Annotated in this window: 15 protein-coding genes and 1 pseudogene; 8 read left to right on the top strand and 8 right to left on the bottom strand. The window is 70.6% G+C overall.

Going from position 1 to position 19696, the window contains the following annotated elements; genetic code table 11:
* The first annotated feature begins 3 nt into the window (after positions 1-3).
* From K8556_RS19555 to K8556_RS19545, 3 genes are all read left to right on the top strand, one after another.
* On the top strand, positions 4-1998 hold the full coding sequence (locus K8556_RS19555; RefSeq protein ID WP_223741588.1) for a S8 family serine peptidase: 1995 nt from the start codon (positions 4-6) through the stop codon (positions 1996-1998).
* A 99-nt stretch (positions 1999-2097) separates the two neighbouring features.
* Positions 2098-2514, top strand: a complete 417-nt coding sequence (locus K8556_RS19550; protein ID WP_223741587.1) for an EamA family transporter — start codon at positions 2098-2100, stop codon at positions 2512-2514.
* Positions 2515-2552: 38 nt separating this feature from the next.
* Positions 2553-4694 carry a M28 family peptidase gene (locus tag K8556_RS19545; RefSeq protein WP_223741586.1) on the top strand — a complete coding sequence of 714 codons (2142 nt, stop codon included), beginning with the start codon at positions 2553-2555 and terminating at the stop codon, positions 4692-4694.
* Here K8556_RS19545 and K8556_RS19540 read toward each other — a convergent pair.
* Genes K8556_RS19540 through K8556_RS19530 form a run of 3 tightly spaced genes read right to left on the bottom strand, consistent with a single transcriptional unit; the run spans position 4691 to position 8764 of the window.
* Complete coding sequence (locus K8556_RS19540) at positions 4691-6889, bottom strand: peptidase domain-containing ABC transporter (RefSeq protein WP_223741585.1); 2199 nt, start codon at positions 6887-6889, stop codon at positions 4691-4693. The genes K8556_RS19545 and K8556_RS19540 overlap by 4 nt on opposite strands.
* Entirely contained in the window at positions 6879-7826 is a 948-nt protein-coding gene (locus K8556_RS19535; RefSeq protein ID WP_223741584.1) for an efflux RND transporter periplasmic adaptor subunit, read from the bottom strand. Before K8556_RS19535 ends, K8556_RS19540 begins: the two co-directional genes overlap by 11 nt.
* Positions 7823-8764, bottom strand: coding sequence for an efflux RND transporter periplasmic adaptor subunit (locus tag K8556_RS19530; protein ID WP_223741583.1), 942 nt, complete (start codon positions 8762-8764; stop codon positions 7823-7825). The genes K8556_RS19535 and K8556_RS19530 overlap by 4 nt, the downstream gene beginning before the upstream one ends.
* 229 nt (positions 8765-8993) lie before the next feature.
* Between K8556_RS19530 and K8556_RS19525 the strand changes: the two genes are divergently transcribed.
* Positions 8994-9863 (top strand): hypothetical protein, encoded by an 870-nt coding sequence (locus tag K8556_RS19525; RefSeq protein ID WP_223741582.1) that lies wholly within the window; start codon positions 8994-8996, stop codon positions 9861-9863.
* Positions 9864-10100: 237 nt separating this feature from the next.
* On the opposite strand, the gene K8556_RS19520 is transcribed toward K8556_RS19525, so the two are convergent.
* A complete protein-coding gene (locus K8556_RS19520) occupies positions 10101-10868 on the bottom strand; it encodes a transposase (protein ID WP_223741581.1) in 768 nt (255 codons plus the stop codon).
* A gap of 90 nt (positions 10869-10958) precedes the next feature.
* A pseudogene (locus K8556_RS19515) lies at positions 10959-11165 on the bottom strand (transposase domain-containing protein); the annotation flags it as partial.
* 147 nt (positions 11166-11312) lie between these two features.
* On the opposite strand from K8556_RS19515, the gene K8556_RS19510 reads away from it, so the two are divergent.
* The gene (locus K8556_RS19510; RefSeq protein ID WP_223741580.1) at positions 11313-11591 is read left to right on the top strand and encodes a hypothetical protein; all 279 of its coding nucleotides are present in this window, start codon (positions 11313-11315) and stop codon (positions 11589-11591) included.
* A gap of 217 nt (positions 11592-11808) precedes the next feature.
* Here K8556_RS19510 and K8556_RS19505 read toward each other — a convergent pair whose 3' ends face one another.
* From K8556_RS19505 to K8556_RS19495, 3 genes are all read right to left on the bottom strand, one after another.
* Positions 11809-12387, bottom strand: coding sequence for an imm11 family protein (locus tag K8556_RS19505; RefSeq protein ID WP_370639945.1), 579 nt, complete (start codon positions 12385-12387; stop codon positions 11809-11811).
* Between the two features lie 10 nt (positions 12388-12397).
* Positions 12398-13678 carry an AHH domain-containing protein gene (locus K8556_RS19500; protein ID WP_370639944.1) on the bottom strand — a complete coding sequence of 427 codons (1281 nt, stop codon included), beginning with the start codon at positions 13676-13678 and terminating at the stop codon, positions 12398-12400.
* A 515-nt stretch (positions 13679-14193) separates the two neighbouring features.
* Positions 14194-15123: an RluA family pseudouridine synthase gene (locus K8556_RS19495; RefSeq protein ID WP_223741578.1), complete on the bottom strand. Its 930-nt coding sequence runs from the start codon at positions 15121-15123 to the stop codon at positions 14194-14196.
* A gap of 101 nt (positions 15124-15224) precedes the next feature.
* On the opposite strand from K8556_RS19495, the gene K8556_RS19490 reads away from it, so the two are divergent.
* The 3 genes from K8556_RS19490 (at position 15225) to K8556_RS19480 (ending at position 19534) form a co-directional block, all read left to right on the top strand.
* Entirely contained in the window at positions 15225-15785 is a 561-nt protein-coding gene (locus K8556_RS19490; RefSeq protein ID WP_223741577.1) for a hypothetical protein, read from the top strand.
* Positions 15786-15970: 185 nt separating this feature from the next.
* Entirely contained in the window at positions 15971-16198 is a 228-nt protein-coding gene (locus K8556_RS19485; protein ID WP_206790744.1) for a mersacidin/lichenicidin family type 2 lantibiotic, read from the top strand.
* 117 nt (positions 16199-16315) lie between these two features.
* Complete coding sequence (locus K8556_RS19480) at positions 16316-19534, top strand: type 2 lanthipeptide synthetase LanM family protein (protein WP_223741576.1); 3219 nt, start codon at positions 16316-16318, stop codon at positions 19532-19534.
* The last annotated feature ends 162 nt before the right edge of the window (positions 19535-19696 follow it).

Genomic DNA, 19696 nt, shown 5'->3' with positions numbered 1-19696 from the left:
CGAATGAAACTGAAACTGACCCAGGCGGTGAGCGCCATCTCCCTGCTGGCCGCGGCGTGCGGCCCGATGCCGGAGGGCCCGGAGTCCGACAGCGAGCAGATCGGTCAAACGGCACAGATGATCCGCCGCGAGCGGGCCATCCCCAACGAGTACATCGTGGTCCTGCGCGATTCGGCGCAGGAGGTCCGGCAGCAGGGGGCGGCGGACATCGCCCGGGAGCTGACGTCCCTCACCAGCGGCCGGGTGCTGCGGACGTATGAGCACTCCATCCGCGGCTTCCTGGCGAACATGAGCGAGGCGGAGGCCCGGCGCCTCCTGTCCGACCCGCGCGTGGCGTACGTGCAGGAGAACGGCCTCATCCACGTGTCCGCGACGCAGACCAACGCGACCTGGGGCATCGACCGCATCGACCAGCGGGACCTGCCGCGCAACAGCTCCTACACGTACAACGTCGACGGCACCGGGGTGCACGCGTACGTCATCGACACCGGCATCCGGCAGACCCACACCGAGTTCACCGGCCGCATCGGCAACGGCTACGACTTCATCGACAACGACAGCGACCCGTCCGACTGCCATGGCCACGGCACGCACGTGTCGGGCACGGTGGGCGGCACGACCTGGGGCGTGGCGAAGAAGGTCACCCTCCACGGCGTGCGCGTGCTGGACTGCACAGGCTACGGCAACGACGCGCAGGTCATCGGCGGTATCGACTGGGTGGCGGCCAACCACGTCAAGCCCGCGGTCGCCAACATGAGCCTGGGCGACGTGGGCATCCAGGCCATCGACGACGCGACGGAGCGGCTGATCGCCGCGGGCGTCACCACGGTGGTCGCCGCCGGCAACGACAGCGCGAACGCCTGCAACTACTCGCCGGCCCGCGCGCCCAACGCCATCACCGTGGGCTCCACCACCAGCAGCGACGCCCGCTCGTCGTTCTCCAACTACGGGACGTGCGTGGACATCTTCGCACCGGGCTCGAGCATCACGTCCGCGTCGAACTCCGGCAACTCGTCGAGCACGTCCATGAGCGGCACGTCCATGGCGTCGCCGCACGTGGCCGGCGCCGCGGCGCTCTACCTGAGCGCCAACCCCACCGCGACGCCCGCGCAGGTGCGCGACGCGCTGGTGGACAACGCCACGCCGAACAAGGTCACCAGCCCGGGGACGGGCTCGCCCAACAAGCTGCTCTACACGCTCTTCATCACCGGAGGCGGCGGCAGTGACACCACCCCGCCCACGACGTCCATCACCTCGCCCGCGGGCGGCGCCACGCTGAGCGGCACCGCGAGCCTGAGCGCCAGCGCCACCGACAACGTCGGCGTGTCGCGCGTGGAGTTCTACGCGGGCACCACGCTCCTGGGCACGGCGACGGCCTCGCCCTACAGCATCTCCTGGAACACGGCGACGGTGGCCAACGGCACCTACGCGCTGACCACGAAGGCGTATGACGCGGCGAACAACGTGGGCACGTCCTCCACGGTGTCGGTGACGGTGAACAACGGCACGGGCAGTTGCTCCATCACCGAGCAGCTCCTCGCCAACGCGGGCTTCGAGAGCGGCAACACGGGCTGGACCACGTCGTCCGGCGTCATCGACGGCACCACGTCCGGCAGCGCGCCGCGCACGGGCACGTACAAGGCCTACCTGAACGGCTACGGCGCCACGCGCACCGAGTTCGCCTACCAGGACGTCACCATCCCCGCCACGGCGTGCAGCGCCACGTTCACCTTCTGGGCGCGCATCACCACGTCCGAGACGACGACCACGACGGCCTACGACAAGCTGGCCGTCCAGGTCCGCAACAGCGCGGGCACGGTGCTGGCCACGCTGGCCACGTACAGCAACCTGGACAAGGGCACCGCCTACGTCCAGCGGACGTTCGACCTGGCCGCGTACAAGGGCCAGACCGTCCGCATCTACTTCAACGGCACGGAGGACTCGTCGCTGCAGACGAGCTTCTTCATCGACGACACGGCGCTGACCGTCGTCCGGTAGTCCTCACGGAAGTCCGGTGCTCAGAGGCCCAGCAACCCCACCGGGTTGCTGGGCTTCTGTTTTGGGTGTCCACTGTCCTCCGTCCCTGGAGTCGCGCACATGACGTGGTGGATCTACGCCCTGGCCTCCGCGGGTTTCGCCGCGCTGACCGCCATTCTCGCGAAGGTGGGGGTGGAGGGCGTGCCGTCCACGCTCGCCACCGCCCTGCGCACCGCGGTGGTGCTCATCTTCGCCTGGACGCTCGCGCTGGCCCGGGGAGAGGGGGCCGCGCTCCCCCACCTCAGCCGCCGCACGCTCCTCTTCCTCGCGCTCTCCGGCGTGGCCACGGGCCTGTCCTGGCTGGCCTACTTCCGGGCGCTCCAGCTCGCACCCGCCTCGCGGGTGGCGCCCATCGACAAGCTCAGCCTGGCCCTCACGCTCGTCCTGGCGTGGGGCCTGCTGGGAGAGCCCCTGTCCTGGAAGCTCGTCGTGGGCGTGGGGATGATGGTCTGCGGCGCGCTGCTGACGCTGGGCTGACGGGGAGCACGCGGGGCACGGTATAGAACGGCGAAGCCATGCCCCTCCGCCCGTTGCCCTTCGCCCTCCTCGCCGTGCTCGCATCGCTCGGCGCCTCCGCCCAGGCCCCCGTGTCCCCTCTGGGGCCCATCTCGCCCACCACCGGGATGGTGCTCCGGGACGACGTGGTGCGCGCCCTCATCCAGGAGAGCTCGGGAGACCGGATCCATGACGGCGTGCAGCGCCTGTCCCTGCTCGCGCGCGACAGCGTGGATGGCTACTCGGAGGCGGCCGCCTGGACGAAGGCCGCCGCCGAGGCCGCGGGGCTCCAGGACGTCCGCCTGGAGGCGATGAAGGATGGGCCCCAGTGGCGGGCCACGCACGGCGAGCTGTGGGTGGCCGGTCCCCACCGGCACCGCGTGACGTCCTACGCCGACCTGCCCATGTCCCTGGCGATCGGCAGCGGCAGCTTCGAGGGCAAGGACCTGGAGCTCGTCGACGTGGGCACGGGCACCCAGGACGCGGAGTTCGCGGGCAAGGACCTGAAGGGCAAGGTGGTGCTCACCCGGGGGCACCCCGTGCCCGCGCTGCGCACCGCCGTGGTGAAGCTGGGCGCCGTGGGCGTGGTGTCGTCCTATACGACGCCGCCGTGGAACGCGCCCCACCGCATGGACGGCGACTTCCCGGATCAGGTGGGCTGGGCCCTGGTCCCCCGGAGCCTGATGCCGCAGGGCGCACGCACGCCCTTCCTGTTCATGGTGTCCGACCGCCAGGGGCGCGAGCTGCGCGCCCAGTTGCAGGAAGGGCCGGTGAAGGTGGACGTGAGCGTCGCCACGCAAGCGCCCACGGGCCACCTCAGCATCGTCAGCGGCGTCATCCCCGGGACGCTCGCCGCAGAGGAGATCGTCCTCACCGCCCACCTGGACCACTACAAGCCCGGCGCCGACGACAACGCCTCCGGCTCCGCCACGCTGCTGGAGCTGGTGCGCACGTACACCATGCTCATCCGCCGGGGCGTGCTGCCCCCGCCGGTGCGCACGTTGCGCGTGCTGTGGCTGCCGGAGTTCGAGGGCACCCGCGAGTGGTTCGCGCATCACGGCGCGGACCCGGTGCGGCGGGTGGCGCAGTTCAACTTCGACATGCTCGGCGCCAGCATGACCCACGCCCATTCGCGCTTCCAGGTCTCGTACACGCCGGACTGGAACGGCAGCTTCGTGAACGCCGTGTCCGAGTCCACGGTGGCCTTCATGAACCGCTTCAACGGGGTGGCCTACCCGCGGAGGAAGGACTTCCGCATCGGGTCCGTCACCGGCTCGCAGGACCCGATGGACGCGCACATGGACCGCTACAGCCGGGGTTCGGATCACCAGCTCTTCAACGACCACGGCATCCCTGGCGTCGCCTACTCCACGTGGCCGGATGACGGCTACCACACCAGCGGAGACCGGCCGGAGAACGTGGACCCCACCCAGTTGCACCGCGCCGCCTTCGCGGGGCTGGCGGGCATCACCGTCGCCGCGTGGACCGAAGGCACGGGCGCCCTGGAGCTCGCGCGCCTGGTGGCGGTGCACGGCGCGAAGCGCGTGGCGGAGGACGAGTTCCGGGCCCGCCGCGAGCTGGCCGCGACGCCCGCCGCGCAGGTGCCCGGCTTCGCGCGGCTGGCCCGCGCCGGGGTGCGCGCGGGCTACCAGCGTGAACGCGACGCCCTGCGCTCCTGCCTGGCCCTGGGCGCGCCCGCGGAGCCGGTGAAGGCGATGGTCCAGGCGCTGGAGACCGCCGAGTCCCAGGCCCTGAAGCGCCTGGAGGCGGACGGCAAGGCGCGCGGGGTGTCCCTGAAGGAGCCCGCGCCGGGCGAAGCCGAGCGCAAGGCGCGGGCCTTCGTTCCGCGTCGCGTGAAGGGCCAGGAGCTGGCGTCGTTCGACGAGCTGGAGCGCCGCGCGATGCCCGGTGCACAGCCCCGGGTGGACGCGGTGAAGGCCGCCATGGGCGCCGCGGCCACGGCCCTGCGCGAGCAGGGGGAGAGCGAGCTGCGCTTCTACCAACTGGCGGATGCGCTCGCGAGCTACGCCGACGGCAAGCGCTCCGTGGCGGACATCCGCGACGCGGCCCACGCGGAGTACGGCCATGTCTTTCCCGTGGAGGCCCTGCTGGAGCTCTTCGGGCTGCTGGAGCAGGGCGGCGTCATGACGCGCGGACGCTAGAGCTGGGCGGACACCAGCCGGGCGTAGGCCCCGTCCGTTCGCAGGAGCGTCTCATGACTCCCCTGCTCGACGATGTGCCCGTTCTCCATCACCAGGATGAGGTCCGCCTTGCGGATGGTGCTCAACCGGTGCGCGATGACGATGCGGGTGCAGTTCAGCGAGGCCAGCGCGTCCTGGACCCGGTGCTCCGTGACGGAGTCCAGGGCGCTCGTCGCTTCATCCAAGAGGAGGATCTTCGGGTCGCGGACCAGGGCGCGGGCCAGGGCCAGCCGCTGCCGCTGGCCTCCGGACAGGGACATCCCCCGGTCCGCCAGCGGCGTGTCGTACTGGAGCGGCATGGCCATGATCTCGTCGTGGATCTGCGCCTGCTTCGCCGCGGCGACGATGCGCTCCGGGGGCGCCGAGGGGGCGCCGAGCGCGATGTTCGCGCGCAGCGTCGCCCCGAAGAAGGAGGCCTCCTGCAGGACGATGCCCACCTGCTCCCGCACCGCGCTCAAGGACAGTTGCTCCAGGTCGACGCCGTCGTAGAGCACCCGGCCCCCCGTGGGCAGGTAGAGCCCCAGGAGCAGGTTCGCGAGCGTGCTCTTCCCCGCGCCGGAGCGCCCCACGATGGCCACGAGCTGCCCGGGCTCGATGCGCACGGACACGTCCTGGACGATCATCGGCGCCAGGGGACCGAACCGGAACGACACGCGCTCCATCTCGATGCGCCCCTGTAACGGGGCGCTCGCCTCCGGCCGCGCCGGCTCGCGCTCCACCGGGGTGTCCAGCACGTCGTCGATGCGCTCGATGTAGCTGCCCACCAGTTGCAACTGGCCCATCGTGGCCACCAGGCTCGCCAGGGGCGTGAGCAGGGCCACGGCCAGCGCGTTGAGGCTCAGCATCGTCCCCAGGCTCATCCGCCCCTCCAGGACCTGGAGCGAGCCCAGGCAGAGCAGCAGCAGGGGCGCGCTCAGCTTCAGCGTGCCGGTGAGCGCGTCCACCCAGGCGGTCAGCCGGCCCCGGGCCAGGGAGACGTTGAGCACGTCCACGAAGAGGCCGGAGTAGTGCTGGACCGCGCGGTGCTCCGCGCCGAAGGCCTTCAGGGTCTGCATCCCCGTCAGCATTTCAATCTGGTAGCTCTGGTTGCGCGCCTCCAGCTCCAGGTTGCGCGCGAGCAGGCTGCGCTGCTGGCGCCGGGACACCTCGAACACCAGGACCTGCAACGCGCCCAGGGCGCCCACCAGCAGGGCCGTGCCGGGGCTCGCCACGGTCAGGATGGCGAAGTAGAGCACCACCAGCACGCCATCCAGCAGCGTGGACACGAGGCTGGAGGAGAGCACCTCGCGCACGGTGGCGGTGACGTTGAGGCGCGCCATCAGGTCGCCCGCGGCGCGCACCTGGAAGAAGGGGTACGCCAGCGACACCAGGTGCTCGAGGAAGCCGAGCGTCATGTCCGAGTCCACCCGCGTGCGCAGCTCCAGCAGCAGGTGGCTGCGCACCAGCGAGGTCAGCAGGTGGAAGCACACCAGCGCGCCCAGGCCCACCCCCAGGACCAGCAGCAGGTGGTAGTCCCCCCGGGGGACGACGCGGTCCACCACCAGGCCGGTCAGCAAGGGGATGGAGAGCGTCAGCACCTGCAACATCAACGACAGGACGAACACCCGCGTGAGCGTCTGGGATTGGCGCGCGAACTTCTCCACGTAGCGCGACCTGCGCCGGGGCTTGCCCGGGGCCCGCACGAAGCCCTCGCCGGGCTCGAAGAGCAGCGCCACGCCGGTGAAGAACTGCCGGAACTGCTCCATGGACACGAAGCGGCGGCCCTGCGCCGGGTCGACGATGTGCACGCCGTCGGGGGCCCACCGCTCCAGGACGACGTAGTGGGTGAACTTCCAGTGGAGGACGGACGCCTCCGGCAGGAGGGGCACGCCGTCCAGGTCCACGGAGACGCCCCGTCCCCGCAGGCCGAAGGCGCGCCCCGCGGTCAGCAGGTGCGCCGCCGCGAGCCCGTCCTGGGCGGTCCCCATCACGCGCCGCAGGTCGTCCAGGCCCACGCCCCGGCCGTGGAAGCCCAGCACCATGGCCAGACAGGCGAGGCCGCACTCCGCCGGCGTCATCTGCCGCACTTCCGGGATGCGCTGGCCGCGCACCGCCTCCTGGAGCCTCCTGAGCGCGGGGAAGCGCTCCACCAGCCCCCGCCCGGATTCATCCGCCATGGGGGAGCAGCTCCTTCAGTCCGGGGACGAGCGTGAGCAGGATGCTCTCCGACTTCACCCGCGCCTCCGCCCGCGCCGGCATGCCGTCGTAGTAGTTGAAGGTCCGCCCCTCGCGGACGAACGTCCGCAGCGGCAGCCGCGCGCGCACGAGCACCAGCGCTCCCTCCAGGGGGATGGCGTCCCCCAGCTCCTGCCCCAGGTAGCGCCGCGCCTCGCCGGGCCCGATGATCTGATCACCCACGGACTCGATGACGAGGTCGCGGTACTCGTAGGCGAAGCCCTGGAGCTCCAGGCGCAGGTCCATGCCCGGCACGAGCAGCGGCCGGTACTGGCCCGGCAGGAACGCCAGCACCGCCACCGTCGCGTCGTCTCCCCAAAGCGACAGCGCGCGCATGCCGGAGGAGATGTACTGGCCGGGCTGCAAGCGAAGGTCCCCGACGACGCCCGCGTGGGGCGCCCGCAGCGTGCGCTCCTCCAGCCGGGCCTGCGCCAGCTCGCGCTCGGCCCTGAGGCCCGTGAGCGCCTGGCGGGCCCCTTCGTCCGAGGGGTCTCGCAGGTAGCGGACGAGCTGCAGCTCGAACTCGCGGGAGATGCGCGCCAGGGTCCCCTGCTCCTGTTCGGACGCGAAGCGCACCAGCGGCTGGCCCGCGACGACGCGCTGGCCAGGCTGCACGTCCACGCTCAGCACCACGCCGGAGAACGCGACCGTCAGGTCCGTCTTGCCCTCCACGCGGATGAGCGCGGGACCCGCCGCGTATTCGAAGAGCGTGCCCACGCAGAAGAAGAGCAGCGCACAGGCCAGCGCACCCAGCAGCACCCAGTAGGCCCACCGGGTCCACCCGGGGCTGATGCGCAGGACGTCCCCTCCGGACTCCACGTGGGCCTGCTGCCGGTACTCCAGCGCCTCCTTGCGGTACGGGCTCGGCCTGGGCGTCATGGCGTGACCGCCTGGGAAGCGGCGTCCTTCTGGACGAACACCCGCACCACGGCCCCCGAGGGAACCGGCGCATGGCCCTCTCGGGGCACGCTCGCGATGGCCAGGACCATGCGCGAGGCCGCGTCCACCTCCGGCGCCAGGTTCTCCACCCTGCCCTCCAGGACCTGCCCCAGGGACGGCAGCTCCACGGACAGCCGCGTGCCCACCGTGAGGCCCGCCGACTGGTCCTCCGGGACGGCGAAGCGCACCTGCTGCGAGCCGGAGCGGATGAGGTGGAAGACGGCGCGGCCGGGGGCCACCATCGCGCCGGTGTCCAGGTAGCGGTTCGCCACCTGTCCGTCGAAGGGCGCGAGCACGGAGGCATCGGAGATCTTCTGGGCGATCTGCGCCACGCGCGCCTTGCGCTCGGCCACCATCGCCTCCGCCGCGCGCAGGCGGGCCACGGCGGTCTGTTCCTGGAAGCGCGCGGTGGCCAGCTCCTCCTCGGAGAGGGCGCCCAGGGCCCGCTGCTTCGGGTCGGAGCGGCGCTGGAGCCGCTCCTGCATCTCCGTGAGCGCGATGGTGGCGATGTGCTGCTCCGCCTCCCCCGCCTGGAGCGACGCCTGCGCCACCGCCAGCTCGCGCTGGAGGGCCCGCGTGTCCAGTTGGGCGAGCACCGCGCCCTGGCGCACGGTGTCTCCGACCTGCGCGTTCATGCGCTCGAGGGTGCCCTCCATCCGGGCGGCCACGTCCACGCTGCCGCTGGCGACGATGACGCCCAGGAAGCCCTCGCGCGGTGATGCCGGCGGCACCACACGCGGTACGACCTCCGGTGGGACAGCCGCTCCCGGCCGGGCCAAGGCCGGGGCTCCGCGTCCGCCGTGCCACCGGATGAGCAGGAGCGCCCCCAGGAACGCCAGGGCGCACAGGCCCAGCGCCAATGTCATGCGTCGTGACATCACACGGAAGTCATGCGGGGGGCGGCTCGCACGGGCTCCAGGGGGCAGGTCGAAGGAAGGTGAGGCGAGTCGAAACCAGTGTCTCATTGTACTTCGGCGGGCCGCGACGCCACTTTCCATCTCCAGGTGACGGGCGGCCAGGAGCCGGGCCAGCGCTCTGCTCCTCACCCGCGCGCCCATTTCTCCTATGTTTCAGGGCGCTCCCCCACCGCGCCTCCAGGTCCGCCTCATGCTCCACTCGCGACTCGCAGCCCTTGCCCTGCTCCCGCTCGTCTCCGCCTGCTCCGACCCCGAGTGCACGGACACGGCGGATTGTGCGTCCCGGGGCCCCGCCATCGTCTGCGTGGAAGAGCGCTGCGTCCAGGGACCCTCGCCAGACGCGGGGGCCGGGGACGCGGGTACGGGTGACTCGGGTGTGGACGCCAGCACTCCCGACGCGGGCTCCGGCGACGCGGGTTCCCCGGATGCGGGGGAGCCTCCGCCGGAGGCCTCGCTCCGCATCACCGAGATCAACCCTGACGCCCCTCAGGACCTCATCGAGCTGGTGGCCGTCTCCGGCGGGACGCTGAGCGGCATCTCCCTCCAGGAGCTCACCAACTCCGACTTCGCCTTCACCTTCCCCCAGGGCTACACGGTGGAGACGGGCGCCGTGCTGGTGCTGCACCTCGGCGGCGCCTGCACGGACGCGCCCGGCGACCCGGCCTCCTGTGGGCAGGCGCAGCCCTTCAGCGCCAGCGCCTGGGACTTCAGCATGGCGGGCACGCTGAGCTACTCCGGCAAGGTGTTCGAGCTGCTGTCGTCGAAGGGCGTGCCTGTCGATGGCGTTCCCTTCGTCCGGGCCTCCGGCGAGATGCCCGCCAGCGTCGTCACCGCCGTCCAGCGCCTGCAAGCGGACCGCGTCTGGGATGCCACGCCCTGCATCCACGACATGACCACCGGCTTCGCGAAGGACCGCTACTGCCGGAACATCGCCGTGAACTGGTCCGACCTCAACGCGAGCTCCAGCGTCATGCGCATCAGCGGCACCGCGCCGTTGACGACCCCGGGGAGCCAGACGCAGTGGAGCGGGCCGCTTCCTTCGCGGTGGGGCACCTACTAAAAGGGCTAGCCGCCGGGACCAGCGGAGCCTAGCAGGCTGCTGAAGAGGTCGGTTTCGGGCCGGGCGCGCTGCTCCGAGCGTGCCCGGCACGTCAATGCGAGGTTTACGAGAGGTTTCTGACGACTGGGCAGGCACCCTGCGGCGGCTGCGACCGTGTCCCCCAAGCCTCCTCCGGGGCGAGCTGCTGCCCGGCGGGGCGTGCGACGTGTCAGGTGGGCCCGACTCGGGCCATGCGTGTCAGGTTGTAGGCGGCGACGAAGCAGGCGCAGAGGCCCGTCCTCGCCTGGCTGCGGTAGCGTGCGCCGACTCGGCTGGCGTGGCGCACGTCGCGCGTCTGGGCGCATGGGGTGTCACCCCGCGCTCGCGCGTGGCCTCGACGAAGCGCTGCACGTCGTACCCGGCATCCGCCCCCAGCGTCGTGGGCACCCGCCCCCTGTCTTTCTGACGGTCGAGCATCCGCAGAGCCCCCACCCACTCCGCTTCGCCCGTCGCCAGCTCCACCGCCACATCCGCCACCAGCCCGCTGCGATTCTCCATCAGCACGCTGGCCGAGTAGGAGAGCCTCGCGCCATTGCCGCCTTTGCGCGCCAGCCTCGACTCCGGGTCCGCTGTCGACTCGTGCGTGGCGTTGCCGCGCTTCTGCCCATGGAAGTTGACAGTGGGGTTGCCCTTGTCGTCCGGTGGCCCCTCGTCCTTGCCGCCCTTCTTCTTGAAGGACTTCACGCCCGCCCACGCCTTGATGAGCGTGCCATTCACCGTGAAGTGCTCCGCCGACATCAGCCCCTGCCCTCGGGTCTGGCCCCCCTCGAAGAAGTGCCGAGCCACGTCGGCCTCCGAGAGCCGCTGCTTGTTCTTCGCGAAGCTCGACGCATCGAAGCTCGGCTCATCCAGGCTCATGTCCAAGAAGAAGCGAAAGAGCAGGTCGTACTCCAGCCGCTCGCAGAACTGCCGCTTGCTACGCACGCGATAGCGCACGATGAGCAGTAGGCACGCATTGAGCAACACCTCGGGCGTAACTGTCCGGCCAATGACGTGCCGGGAGGCTTGATGACAGACGTGGACCGTGCTCGTCGAGCACCGCGAGGAGCGAGCTGTTCAGAGACTGGGCTGGAGGGGCGAATCGGGCGGAACGGCGGCGCGTCGCCGCATCCACTCGTGGGGTAGCAGCTCACCAATGCGCGAGTGGGGATGCGTCTGCACGCGCAGAAGCACGTCGGACAGGGAGTCCTCGGGATTAACGCCGTTGGCCTCGCAGGTAGCCACCATGGCGTAGAGGCAGGCGAGGTTCTCTCCCGCAGCCTCGTGGTGGACGATAGTCGCTCCGCAAAGCCGATTACGAGCGCGACGAAGACGTGATTACAACGGACGCCACTCGATTATAACGAACATGCAGCATGCTTGCGTCAGCGAGCATGCCGAACGTGGAGCGAACACATAGGAAGGCGTGGCATGGCGAGCATCCAGAGTCACCAGACAGCGCAGATCAAAGTTGAACATACTGGCGAGGTTGTTGAAGTGACTTGCAGTGACCTGCCGTGGAATTCGGCGCAGGATGGAGAAGAAAGAGAGATGGGTTCGGAAGTGATTCACTACGCAGAATTTGAATTCGACGGTGGGACGGCGGCTTGGGAAGTCTGGGAGTACCCCTCAGGATGTTTCAGTTACTCTGAGTCGAACGTCGAAGGTGGAACTCTGCTGCGGGATTTCAAATTCTTGTTTGGCCCGTAATTGTTCACCCCACCCCTTGGTGCGCGTCCAAGCGGGCCACGGCCGATGCAGGCCTCGCGGCGAGTGCTGGGGCTCGTGACCCCAGCAAGAGTCCCCGCGCGACGTCGAGCCAGAGTGCCCCCGTGCCGAGCACCACCTCGGGCCGTAGAGCCCTCCCGGCGAGCAGTGACAGCCAGCACCGGCACCGAGAACCACCTCAGAGCCGTGGCACCTGCCCTTAAACTTCTTCAAACTTTGTTCCCGTGGCACCCATGCGCTCAAGTGCGTCGCGGATTTCCTCGCGGACGATCAGGACGATGGGCCATCCCCAAGCGCGGAACACCTTCGCGTCGCCCACCTGGGTAGCGTTAATCCGCATTCCCCAAATGTCTCGGTACTTTCCAACCTTCTCAGGGCGCCCGTCCTCCGGCGTCCACTTCTGAAATTCCTCGGTGGCCTTCTCGTCAATGCACTGAATGAGTTGGGTCGCCACCAGAATGAAGAACGGCTCAGGGTGGCCCTCTATCTCCACGGGCAGGGTCTGTACTTCTTCGGGGGCCAGCTCCGTGAGCGCGGAAGCCACTCGGGCGTGGACCACCGGGGCCGCGAACGCCGCAAGTGAGAAGTCGAGCGCCCTGCCGGGTACATCCATGGGAAGCTTCAAGCGTCCCAGGTCTGGAAGTTGCTGGCCCCGATAGAACATCCAGGGGTCGTCCACCTCCCGGCCTTGAGCGTCGGTGGGAGTGCCGAGCACCCACCGACCTGGAATTGTCATGTCGTCGCTCAGATCGAAGTAGCGCCTTACCATGTGAGCCATTGTCATGATCCTAGGTGCCGGTGACCAGTTTATTCAGCTTGGTGCCCGGAGTGGCAATCTGCTCCCCCAGCCGGCCGAGTTCGGCTGTAAGCGCTTCGCGGCATTGCCGCATGGTGCGACACCCCTCCGTTGCGTCAGACAGGCGCCGGAGAATGCGTTGATGGTACGCCTGCGGGTGAGGTCCCTTGTGGCCCTTGACGTGGACGATGTTGGCCGGATCGTCCAGCGACATGCCCGCCCTGTCGAAGATCCTCTGGAACTTGGGAGACCACGGGCCTTCATTGTTCGTAGCCTTCCACCACTTGTCCGTGGCGATGTGATGGTCGTGCCCCTCCGCGTTCACCGGGGCGGCAACCGTGCCCCCCATGGCCCGTGCCGTCATGGCCACCGCATTGGGGGCGAGTGCCACCGTGACGGCCTCCCCCGTCACCGCCACCGCTCCCACTTCGCTTACGGCGGCAAGGCGGATACCCGCGCGGCCCCCGGCCAGCGCCGCCGCCTCTGCGGAACCGGGCAGCGTCGATACCTTCGAGGCGAAGCCCGAGGCCGTGTTACCGACGGCCACTGTCGCCAGCAGCGCGAAGGCTCGCGCAGCGTTCCGGCCCATCACCTTACCGTAGCGCTCACCCACATCACGGAGTTCGTCAAACGTGGTGGCCCGATCCGCTTCCTCCACCAGCAGTTTGAAGCCCGCGATCAGCGTCCAGAAGGTGTCCACCCCGAGGTAGACAATAGCTGTCGCCGTCATCACGGCAGCCAGGCCCTTGCTCACTGGCTCGGGTACCGACCAGAGGACCAGATAGAGGGTCATGGTCCACAGCGCCGCCGAGAGTGCCGCGTGCGGGTCGGCCATGTCTTTGAAGGCATCCAGCATCTCTTCCAGGACAACACCTTGAGCCATGGCCATGGCCAGCGCATAGCGCCCGTCTCCGGTGAGGGTGGGGCTCTCCGCCAGCAAACGCAGACAGTCACCCTTGCGCCCGGTGCGCTCACACCAACGCAGATATGCCCGTGTCAGTTCCACCTCCGCTGGCGGCATGTCAGAGGCCAGCGCAGCCCCCTCCAGTGGCGTCATCCGCCGGGTGCGCGGATCGAAGAGGTACGTGCCGTCTCGGGCGTCCACTCCCATCTGGCGCCGCGCAGCCTGCTCTGGATTGGCCGGGAACCTCACGTCCCGCGCCAGCCTCGCCACGGCCGCTTTGAACTCGCGCCGCTCCACCTCCACCGGCCCGACTTCGTCGTTGTGAGGCGTGAAGACGACTGGCGGCCCCTGGCCCGTTTCCAAGCGCACCACGCGCCCTGAGGCACAGCCTGTCAACCAAACCAGTAGGAGTAGCGCGACAGGGCGATGCACCCTCATCAAGTCCCCCAGTGGGAAAGAGATTCATCCTCCAGGGCGAGGCAGGGCCACGGCCAGAACCCAGCGGATCGGGCATCCCCGAGCGCCCACTGCGGCAAGCAACTCGCTGCCATCGTGCACGACCTCAACGAGCACCCGCGTCAAACGCTTGCATGGCGAACGCCTGCCGAAGTATTCGCGGCAGTTGTTCCGACGACCGCTTGAGACCGCCGGGCCAAGCTCATCTGGCCGGTGGACCTGACGGATGAACAATGGAGCTAGATTGAGCCGCTTCTGCCCACAAAGGAAGCTGGAGCTTGAGGACCGCCCTGGGTGAACGCCCGCGCCTTCGCGTGCGCGACGCCGGACTGCGTCAGCAACTCGCGCGACTGGCGCGGCCTTCGGGCGAAGGAACGGCCGCCGCCGGGCCCGAGGGCGCGATCGACAGCCTCTGAGCGTGCGGAGGCTCAGTCCTCCGACGCGGTCCTCAACCCGGCTGGAGGTGGGGCGTGCAGCCGCAGGCGCTCCGCCGTGAGCGGATGCGTGAACGCGAGCGTCTCCGCGTGGAGCAGGTAGCCGCCATCTCCGGGCAGACCGGGCGCGTGCTCGCGGGGCAAGCCTCCCGAGGCGAACATCGGATCTCCCGTGAGCGGATGGCCGATGGACGCCAGGTGGATGCGGATCTGCTCGGGGCGGCCGGTGTGGATTCGCACCTCGAAGAGGGTCTGCCCGTCACGCCGCTCCAGGACCTCCGCGCGGCTGTGTGACGGCTTGCCGGTGTCGGTCGCCCCGTGCACCGACCCCAGCACGGGGTGGGGCACCAGCCCGATGGGCGCGTGGATGTCATAGGACGCCTGCGCCGCGACCCCATCCGAGAGCGCCCGGTAGCGCTTCTCCACGTCGCCCTCGCGCCAGTCGCGCAGGAGCTTCGCGGCGGCGTCATGCGTGCGGGAGAAGAGCACCAGCCCCGAGGTCGCCCGCCCCAGCCGGTGCAGCGCGGAGGCCTCCGGCCAGCGCCGCCGCACGAACGAGAGCAGCGTGTTCTTGAGGAAGCCGCCGGAGGGCAGCGTCGGCAGCCCGCTCGGCTTGATGACCGCGAGCAGCGAAGCGTCCTCGTACACCAGCTCGAAGCTGTCGGGCGTCTCCCGCTCCCTCCAGGGCGGCCGGTGCCAGCAGAGCTCCTGGTGGACCCGCAGCACCTCGGCGCCGGTCGCGATGAGTCCGTCCAGTCGCACCTCGCCGCGCACGAAGCGCGCACGCCACTCCTCCTCGGTGGAGTGCCGGTACGTGCTCGCCAGGTGGGCGAGCGAGGTGCGCCCCACGAAGGCGCTGCCAATGCGCTCGCGGTACACGTAGCCGTCATTGAGGCCGGCGGAGTCATCAGGCTGGGACGTCACCCGTGCACTCTACGTCAGTGTGCCCGGCGCCAGGACCGCCGGGTCCTTCTGTGGGACGCGGTATCGGACTAGAGAGCAGGCACACGCTCCAAGGAGGACGAATGTCGCCGCGCCATTTCATGCCGGGGTTGTTGCTGGTGGCCCTTGTTACTGCCTGCGCATCGTCTCCCCCGGTGGAACAGCGGAGGCCGCCCCCCAGGATCCTCTTCGAGTCGCCCCTCGCGTTGCTGCTCGAGCACCATCAGGAGCTGGGGCTGAGCACCGACCAGTTGATCCAGATTGGCCAGCGGGACGAAGCGCTGGCCGTGGCCAACCGGCCCCTGCGTGAAGAGCTCCGGGCGATCTGGAGCCCCCCCATGGGAGGCAACCCGCCGCCGGGAACCATGCCGGTCAGGACCGGTCCCGCGGGCCCGAGGGGCCGGCCTGCGTACAGGCCTCCGGCCCAACCTCCCGAGCCCTTGAACGACGAAGCGTTGAAGCGGCAACAGCTCCTGCTCCAGGCGATGGAGGACAACGAGACGGCGGCGTTCCGCGAGGTCGAAGCGCTCCTGGAGGAGCCGCAGAAGGTCAAGGCGCGCGAGCTGGTCGAGAAGCAGCGCGAGGAGCGCGCCCGCGCCCATGAGTCGATGCGGAAGGCCCCTGAAGCCCCACCGGCGCAGTAGGCCTGCGGGGTTTTCGGCGCCGGGCGCTTCACCACGCGTGCTGCCCTTCCACGCGCCAGCGGAAGCTGGGGCGCCCGCGACTCATACCCGAAACATCCAGCGATACATGGAAAGGCTGCGACGTTTGTAACAGCCGGAGTTCGCGGGCTAGCCTGAGAGGGCCGTCAAAAAGGAGGCGGCCCAACATGATGACCCCCGACCTGATCATCCGCGCCTGGAAGGACCCGTCGTTCCGCGAGAGCCTGACCGCCGAGCAGCGCGCTCAGCTTCCCGCGAACCCCTCCGGCGCGACGCTGAACGAGCTGAGCGAGACCGAGCTGATGGACGTGGTCGGCGGCCGGATCGACATCGGCTTCACCGCCACCAACTCCTGTGAGTACATCTGCACCAACCTGACGTTCTCGATGTGCTGATGGACGGTGTGTGACGGGCGGCCCCCCACGGGGAGCCGTCCCGTTCCACCCGAGGCGCGGGGGCTCCGGTCCTCGCGCCTGTCTTTTTCCGCGTCCAGACGGACGTGCAGGGCGCGCATGCGCGAGGGCTCGAAGATGGGTGCGTGGGAGCGGGCTGCCTTCCTCCATGAGCGGGAGGCCACGGGAGAGGACCCTTCCGCCACGGCACTCCAGCAGGCCGGGTCGCGGCTCCAGGCGTGGCGGCGCAGCACGCTGGGCGATGAGGCGTCCTTCGACGAGCGGCTTCGCGGCGTGGGGCTGGACGCGGCGTCCTTCGTGCGCAGGCTCGCCGGAAGCACGACGCGGCCGGAGGCGCTGACGTGGCTGCCGCTCCTGGAAGAGGTGCTGGCGGACCGCGCGGCCGGCGTCGCCCTCCCCTCCCCCGTGGACCCGAGCCCCCGCATGCGCGTGCCGTCACTGACGCGCCGGTTCCTCCAACTGGGGCTGCGCCGGCTGAGGGCGGGCGTGGAGGACCTGGCCGCCCGCACGGCTCGAGCCCCCGACGCACTGCTGGACGCGCGCGCCGAAGCCTGGCTCGTGGACGCGCTGGAGCAGCGGTTGATGCAGACCGCGACCCGCTGCCTGGTGCTGGAGCTCAACGTGGCCCGGCTGCGAGGCGAGCTGGTGGGTGACACCCCCCAGGCGCGCTTCGAGCACTTCGCCCTGCACCACCTGGAGGCCCCGGGCCGGCTCGCCGCGTTCCTGGAGGAGTACCCGGTGCTGGCGCGGCTGCTGACGACGTCGCTGGCGCGCTGGCTCCAGACGAGCCTGGAGCTGCTGACGCACCTGGCGGAGGACCGGGAGGCCCTGGTGGCCGTGCTCGGCGCGGGGGTGGATCCGGGGCCGCTCGTGGAGGCGCGCACCGGCGCGGGAGATCCGCACCGCGAGGGCCGCAGCGTGGCGCTGCTGACCTTCCGCTCCGGCCTGCGGGTCGTCTACAAGCCGCGGTCGCTGGAGGTCGAGGCGCGCTACCAGGACCTGCTGGAGCAGTTGGAGCGCTGGGGCCTGCGCCACCCGCATCGCCGGCTGAAGGTGCTGACGCGCGCGTCGCATGGCTGGGTGGAGCACGTGGAGACCGGCGGGTGCGAGGACCGCGACGCCGTGTCCCGCTTCTACTGGCGCCAGGGCAGCCACCTGGCGCTGCTGTACCTGCTGCGCGGCGTGGACCTGCACTCCGGCAACCTCCTCGCGGCCGGGGAGTTCCCCGTGCTGGTGGACCTGGAGGGGCTCTTCCACCAACTGCCGCCCCCGCGCGCGGACGACACGGCGGTGTCCCGCGCCGCGCGCTTCCTGGAGCGGTCGGTGATCAGCAGCGGCCTGCTGCCCACGCTCATGTTCGGCAGGGACGGCCGGGCCGGAGTGGAGCTGAGCGGCCTGGGCGGAGAGGCCGGCCAGCTCTTCCCCCACGCCGCGCCCATGCTGGAGGACCGCGCCCGGGACACCCTGCACGTCGTCCGCCGGCAGCCCGCCACCGCGGGGGCCCACAACCGCCCGCTGCTGGAGGGCCGGCCCGTGGACGTCACGGCGTTCGGGGCGAGCATCGAAGACGGCTTCCAGGAGACGTACGGGCTCCTGCTCCAGCACCGCGAGGAGGTGGCGCGGACGTTGGAGGGGTTCCGGGACGTGGAGGTACGCCACATCGCCCGGGCGACGATGCGCTACGGCTTCCTCCTCCAGGAGGGCCTGCACCCGGACTTCCTGCGCGACGCGCTCGACCGGGACCAACTGCTCGACAAGCTGTGGGCGGAGGTTCGCGTGCGCCCCTCGCTGGCAAGCCTGACGCCCTCCGAGCACGAAGACCTGCGGCTGGGCGACGTGCCCGTCTTCACCGCCCGGCCCGGCTCCCGCCACGTCTGGGACAGCCGGGGACGCTGCATCCCGGATCACCTGCCGCGCGCGGGCCTCGACGGCTCGCGCCAGTTGCTGGCGGACCTGGGCCCCGAGGATTGCGCCGACCAGGTGGCGCTGATCCGCCAGTCGATGGTGACGCTCGAGCGCGAGCAGGAGACCGTCGCGCCCCGCGTGCCGGTAGGCGCCGCCGGGGAGGAGGTGCCCCCTCCCGCCACGCCCGACGCATGTCTGGCCGGCGCGGTCCAGTTGGGCGAGCTGCTGGCCGCCCGCGCCATCCAGGGCGCCCACGACGCCGGTTGGATTGGCGTGGGCCTCCAGGACCTGGAGCGCCGCCGCTGGGGGCTCTCTCCCCTGCGCACGGACCTCTTCGACGGCGTGGGAGGCGTGGCGCTCTTCCTCGGCTACCTGGCGGCGGTGACGGGCCGGCAGGACTTCGCCCTGCTGGCGCACAGGGCGGCGGTGCCGGTGCGCGAGCAGTGGCGCGCGCCCGAGTCCCAGGACCCCTCCGGCGTGGGGGCGTTCTCGGGCCGCGCGGCGAGCGTCTACGTCCTCGGCCACCTGGCCGTGGCGCTGGACGACGCCGAGCTGCTGGACGAGGTCCACGCGGGGCTGGGCTCGCTGGAGGCGAGGATTGAAGCGGACACCGCGCTGGACGTGATCGCGGGCGTCGCGGGGACCGCGCTGGTGCTGACGCGGCTCCACCAGCAGACCGGCAGCGCGGAGGCGCTCCGGCTGGCGCGCAAGTGCGGCGAGCGGATGCTCCAGACCGCGAGCGACTCCGAGCACGGGGGACGCGCCTGGGTGGTGCCCGCGGCCGGGCGCGCGCTCACGGGCCTGGCCCACGGCGCGGCGGGCTTCGTCTGGGCGCTCTCGGAGCTGGCCGCGCTCACCGGCGACGAGCGCTACCGGGAGGCCGCGCGTCAGGGACTGGCCTTCGAGCGGGCCCACTTCGCGCCGGAGCGCGGCAACTGGAAGGACCTGCGCACCTCGAAGGAAGGCGAGCCACTGGTTCCCTGCGGCTTCATGACAGCCTGGTGCAACGGAGCCGCGGGCGGTGTCCTGGCCCGGCTGCTGTCGCTGCGCCACCTGGACGATGCGCGGCTTCATGACGAGCTCCGCGCGGGGCTCGCCACCGTGCAGCGCGAGGGCTTCGGCGGCAGCCACTGCCTGTGCCACGGGGACGTGGGCAACCTGGAGGTGCTGCACCTGGCGGGCGAGGTGCTGGGCGAGGAGACCTGGAAGCAGGCCGCGCGCTCACGCGCCGCGCGGGTGCTGGCACAGGGCCAGGACGGCGCGTGGCGCTGCGGCCTGCCCCGCTTCACCGAAGCGCCGGGGCTGATGCTGGGACTGGCTGGAATCGGGATGGGGCTCTTGCGTCTGGCCGCGCCCGACTTCGTGCCGTCCGTGCTGGCGCTCCAGGCTCCGCGCGGCCACCCCGCACGGTAGCGTCCTCCATGACTCGGGGCGCCTCCGCCGCTCGTCCGGGAAGCCTCCCTGCTCCCCCGGAAAGGAGGACCGGGCCATCCAGGTGAGGCATCCGCTGTGGTCGCGGCAGGTCGTGTTCTCGTCGCTCCCGAGGTGCCATCCTCCGGTGCCTGGGCGTGAAAC

Origin of the sequence: Corallococcus sp. AS-1-12, assembly GCF_020036995.1 — a bacterium.
Classification (GTDB): domain Bacteria; phylum Myxococcota; class Myxococcia; order Myxococcales; family Myxococcaceae; genus Corallococcus.
The sequence above is the reverse complement of the archived record's forward strand: the minus strand, read 5'-3'. Positions and strand labels throughout refer to the sequence as shown.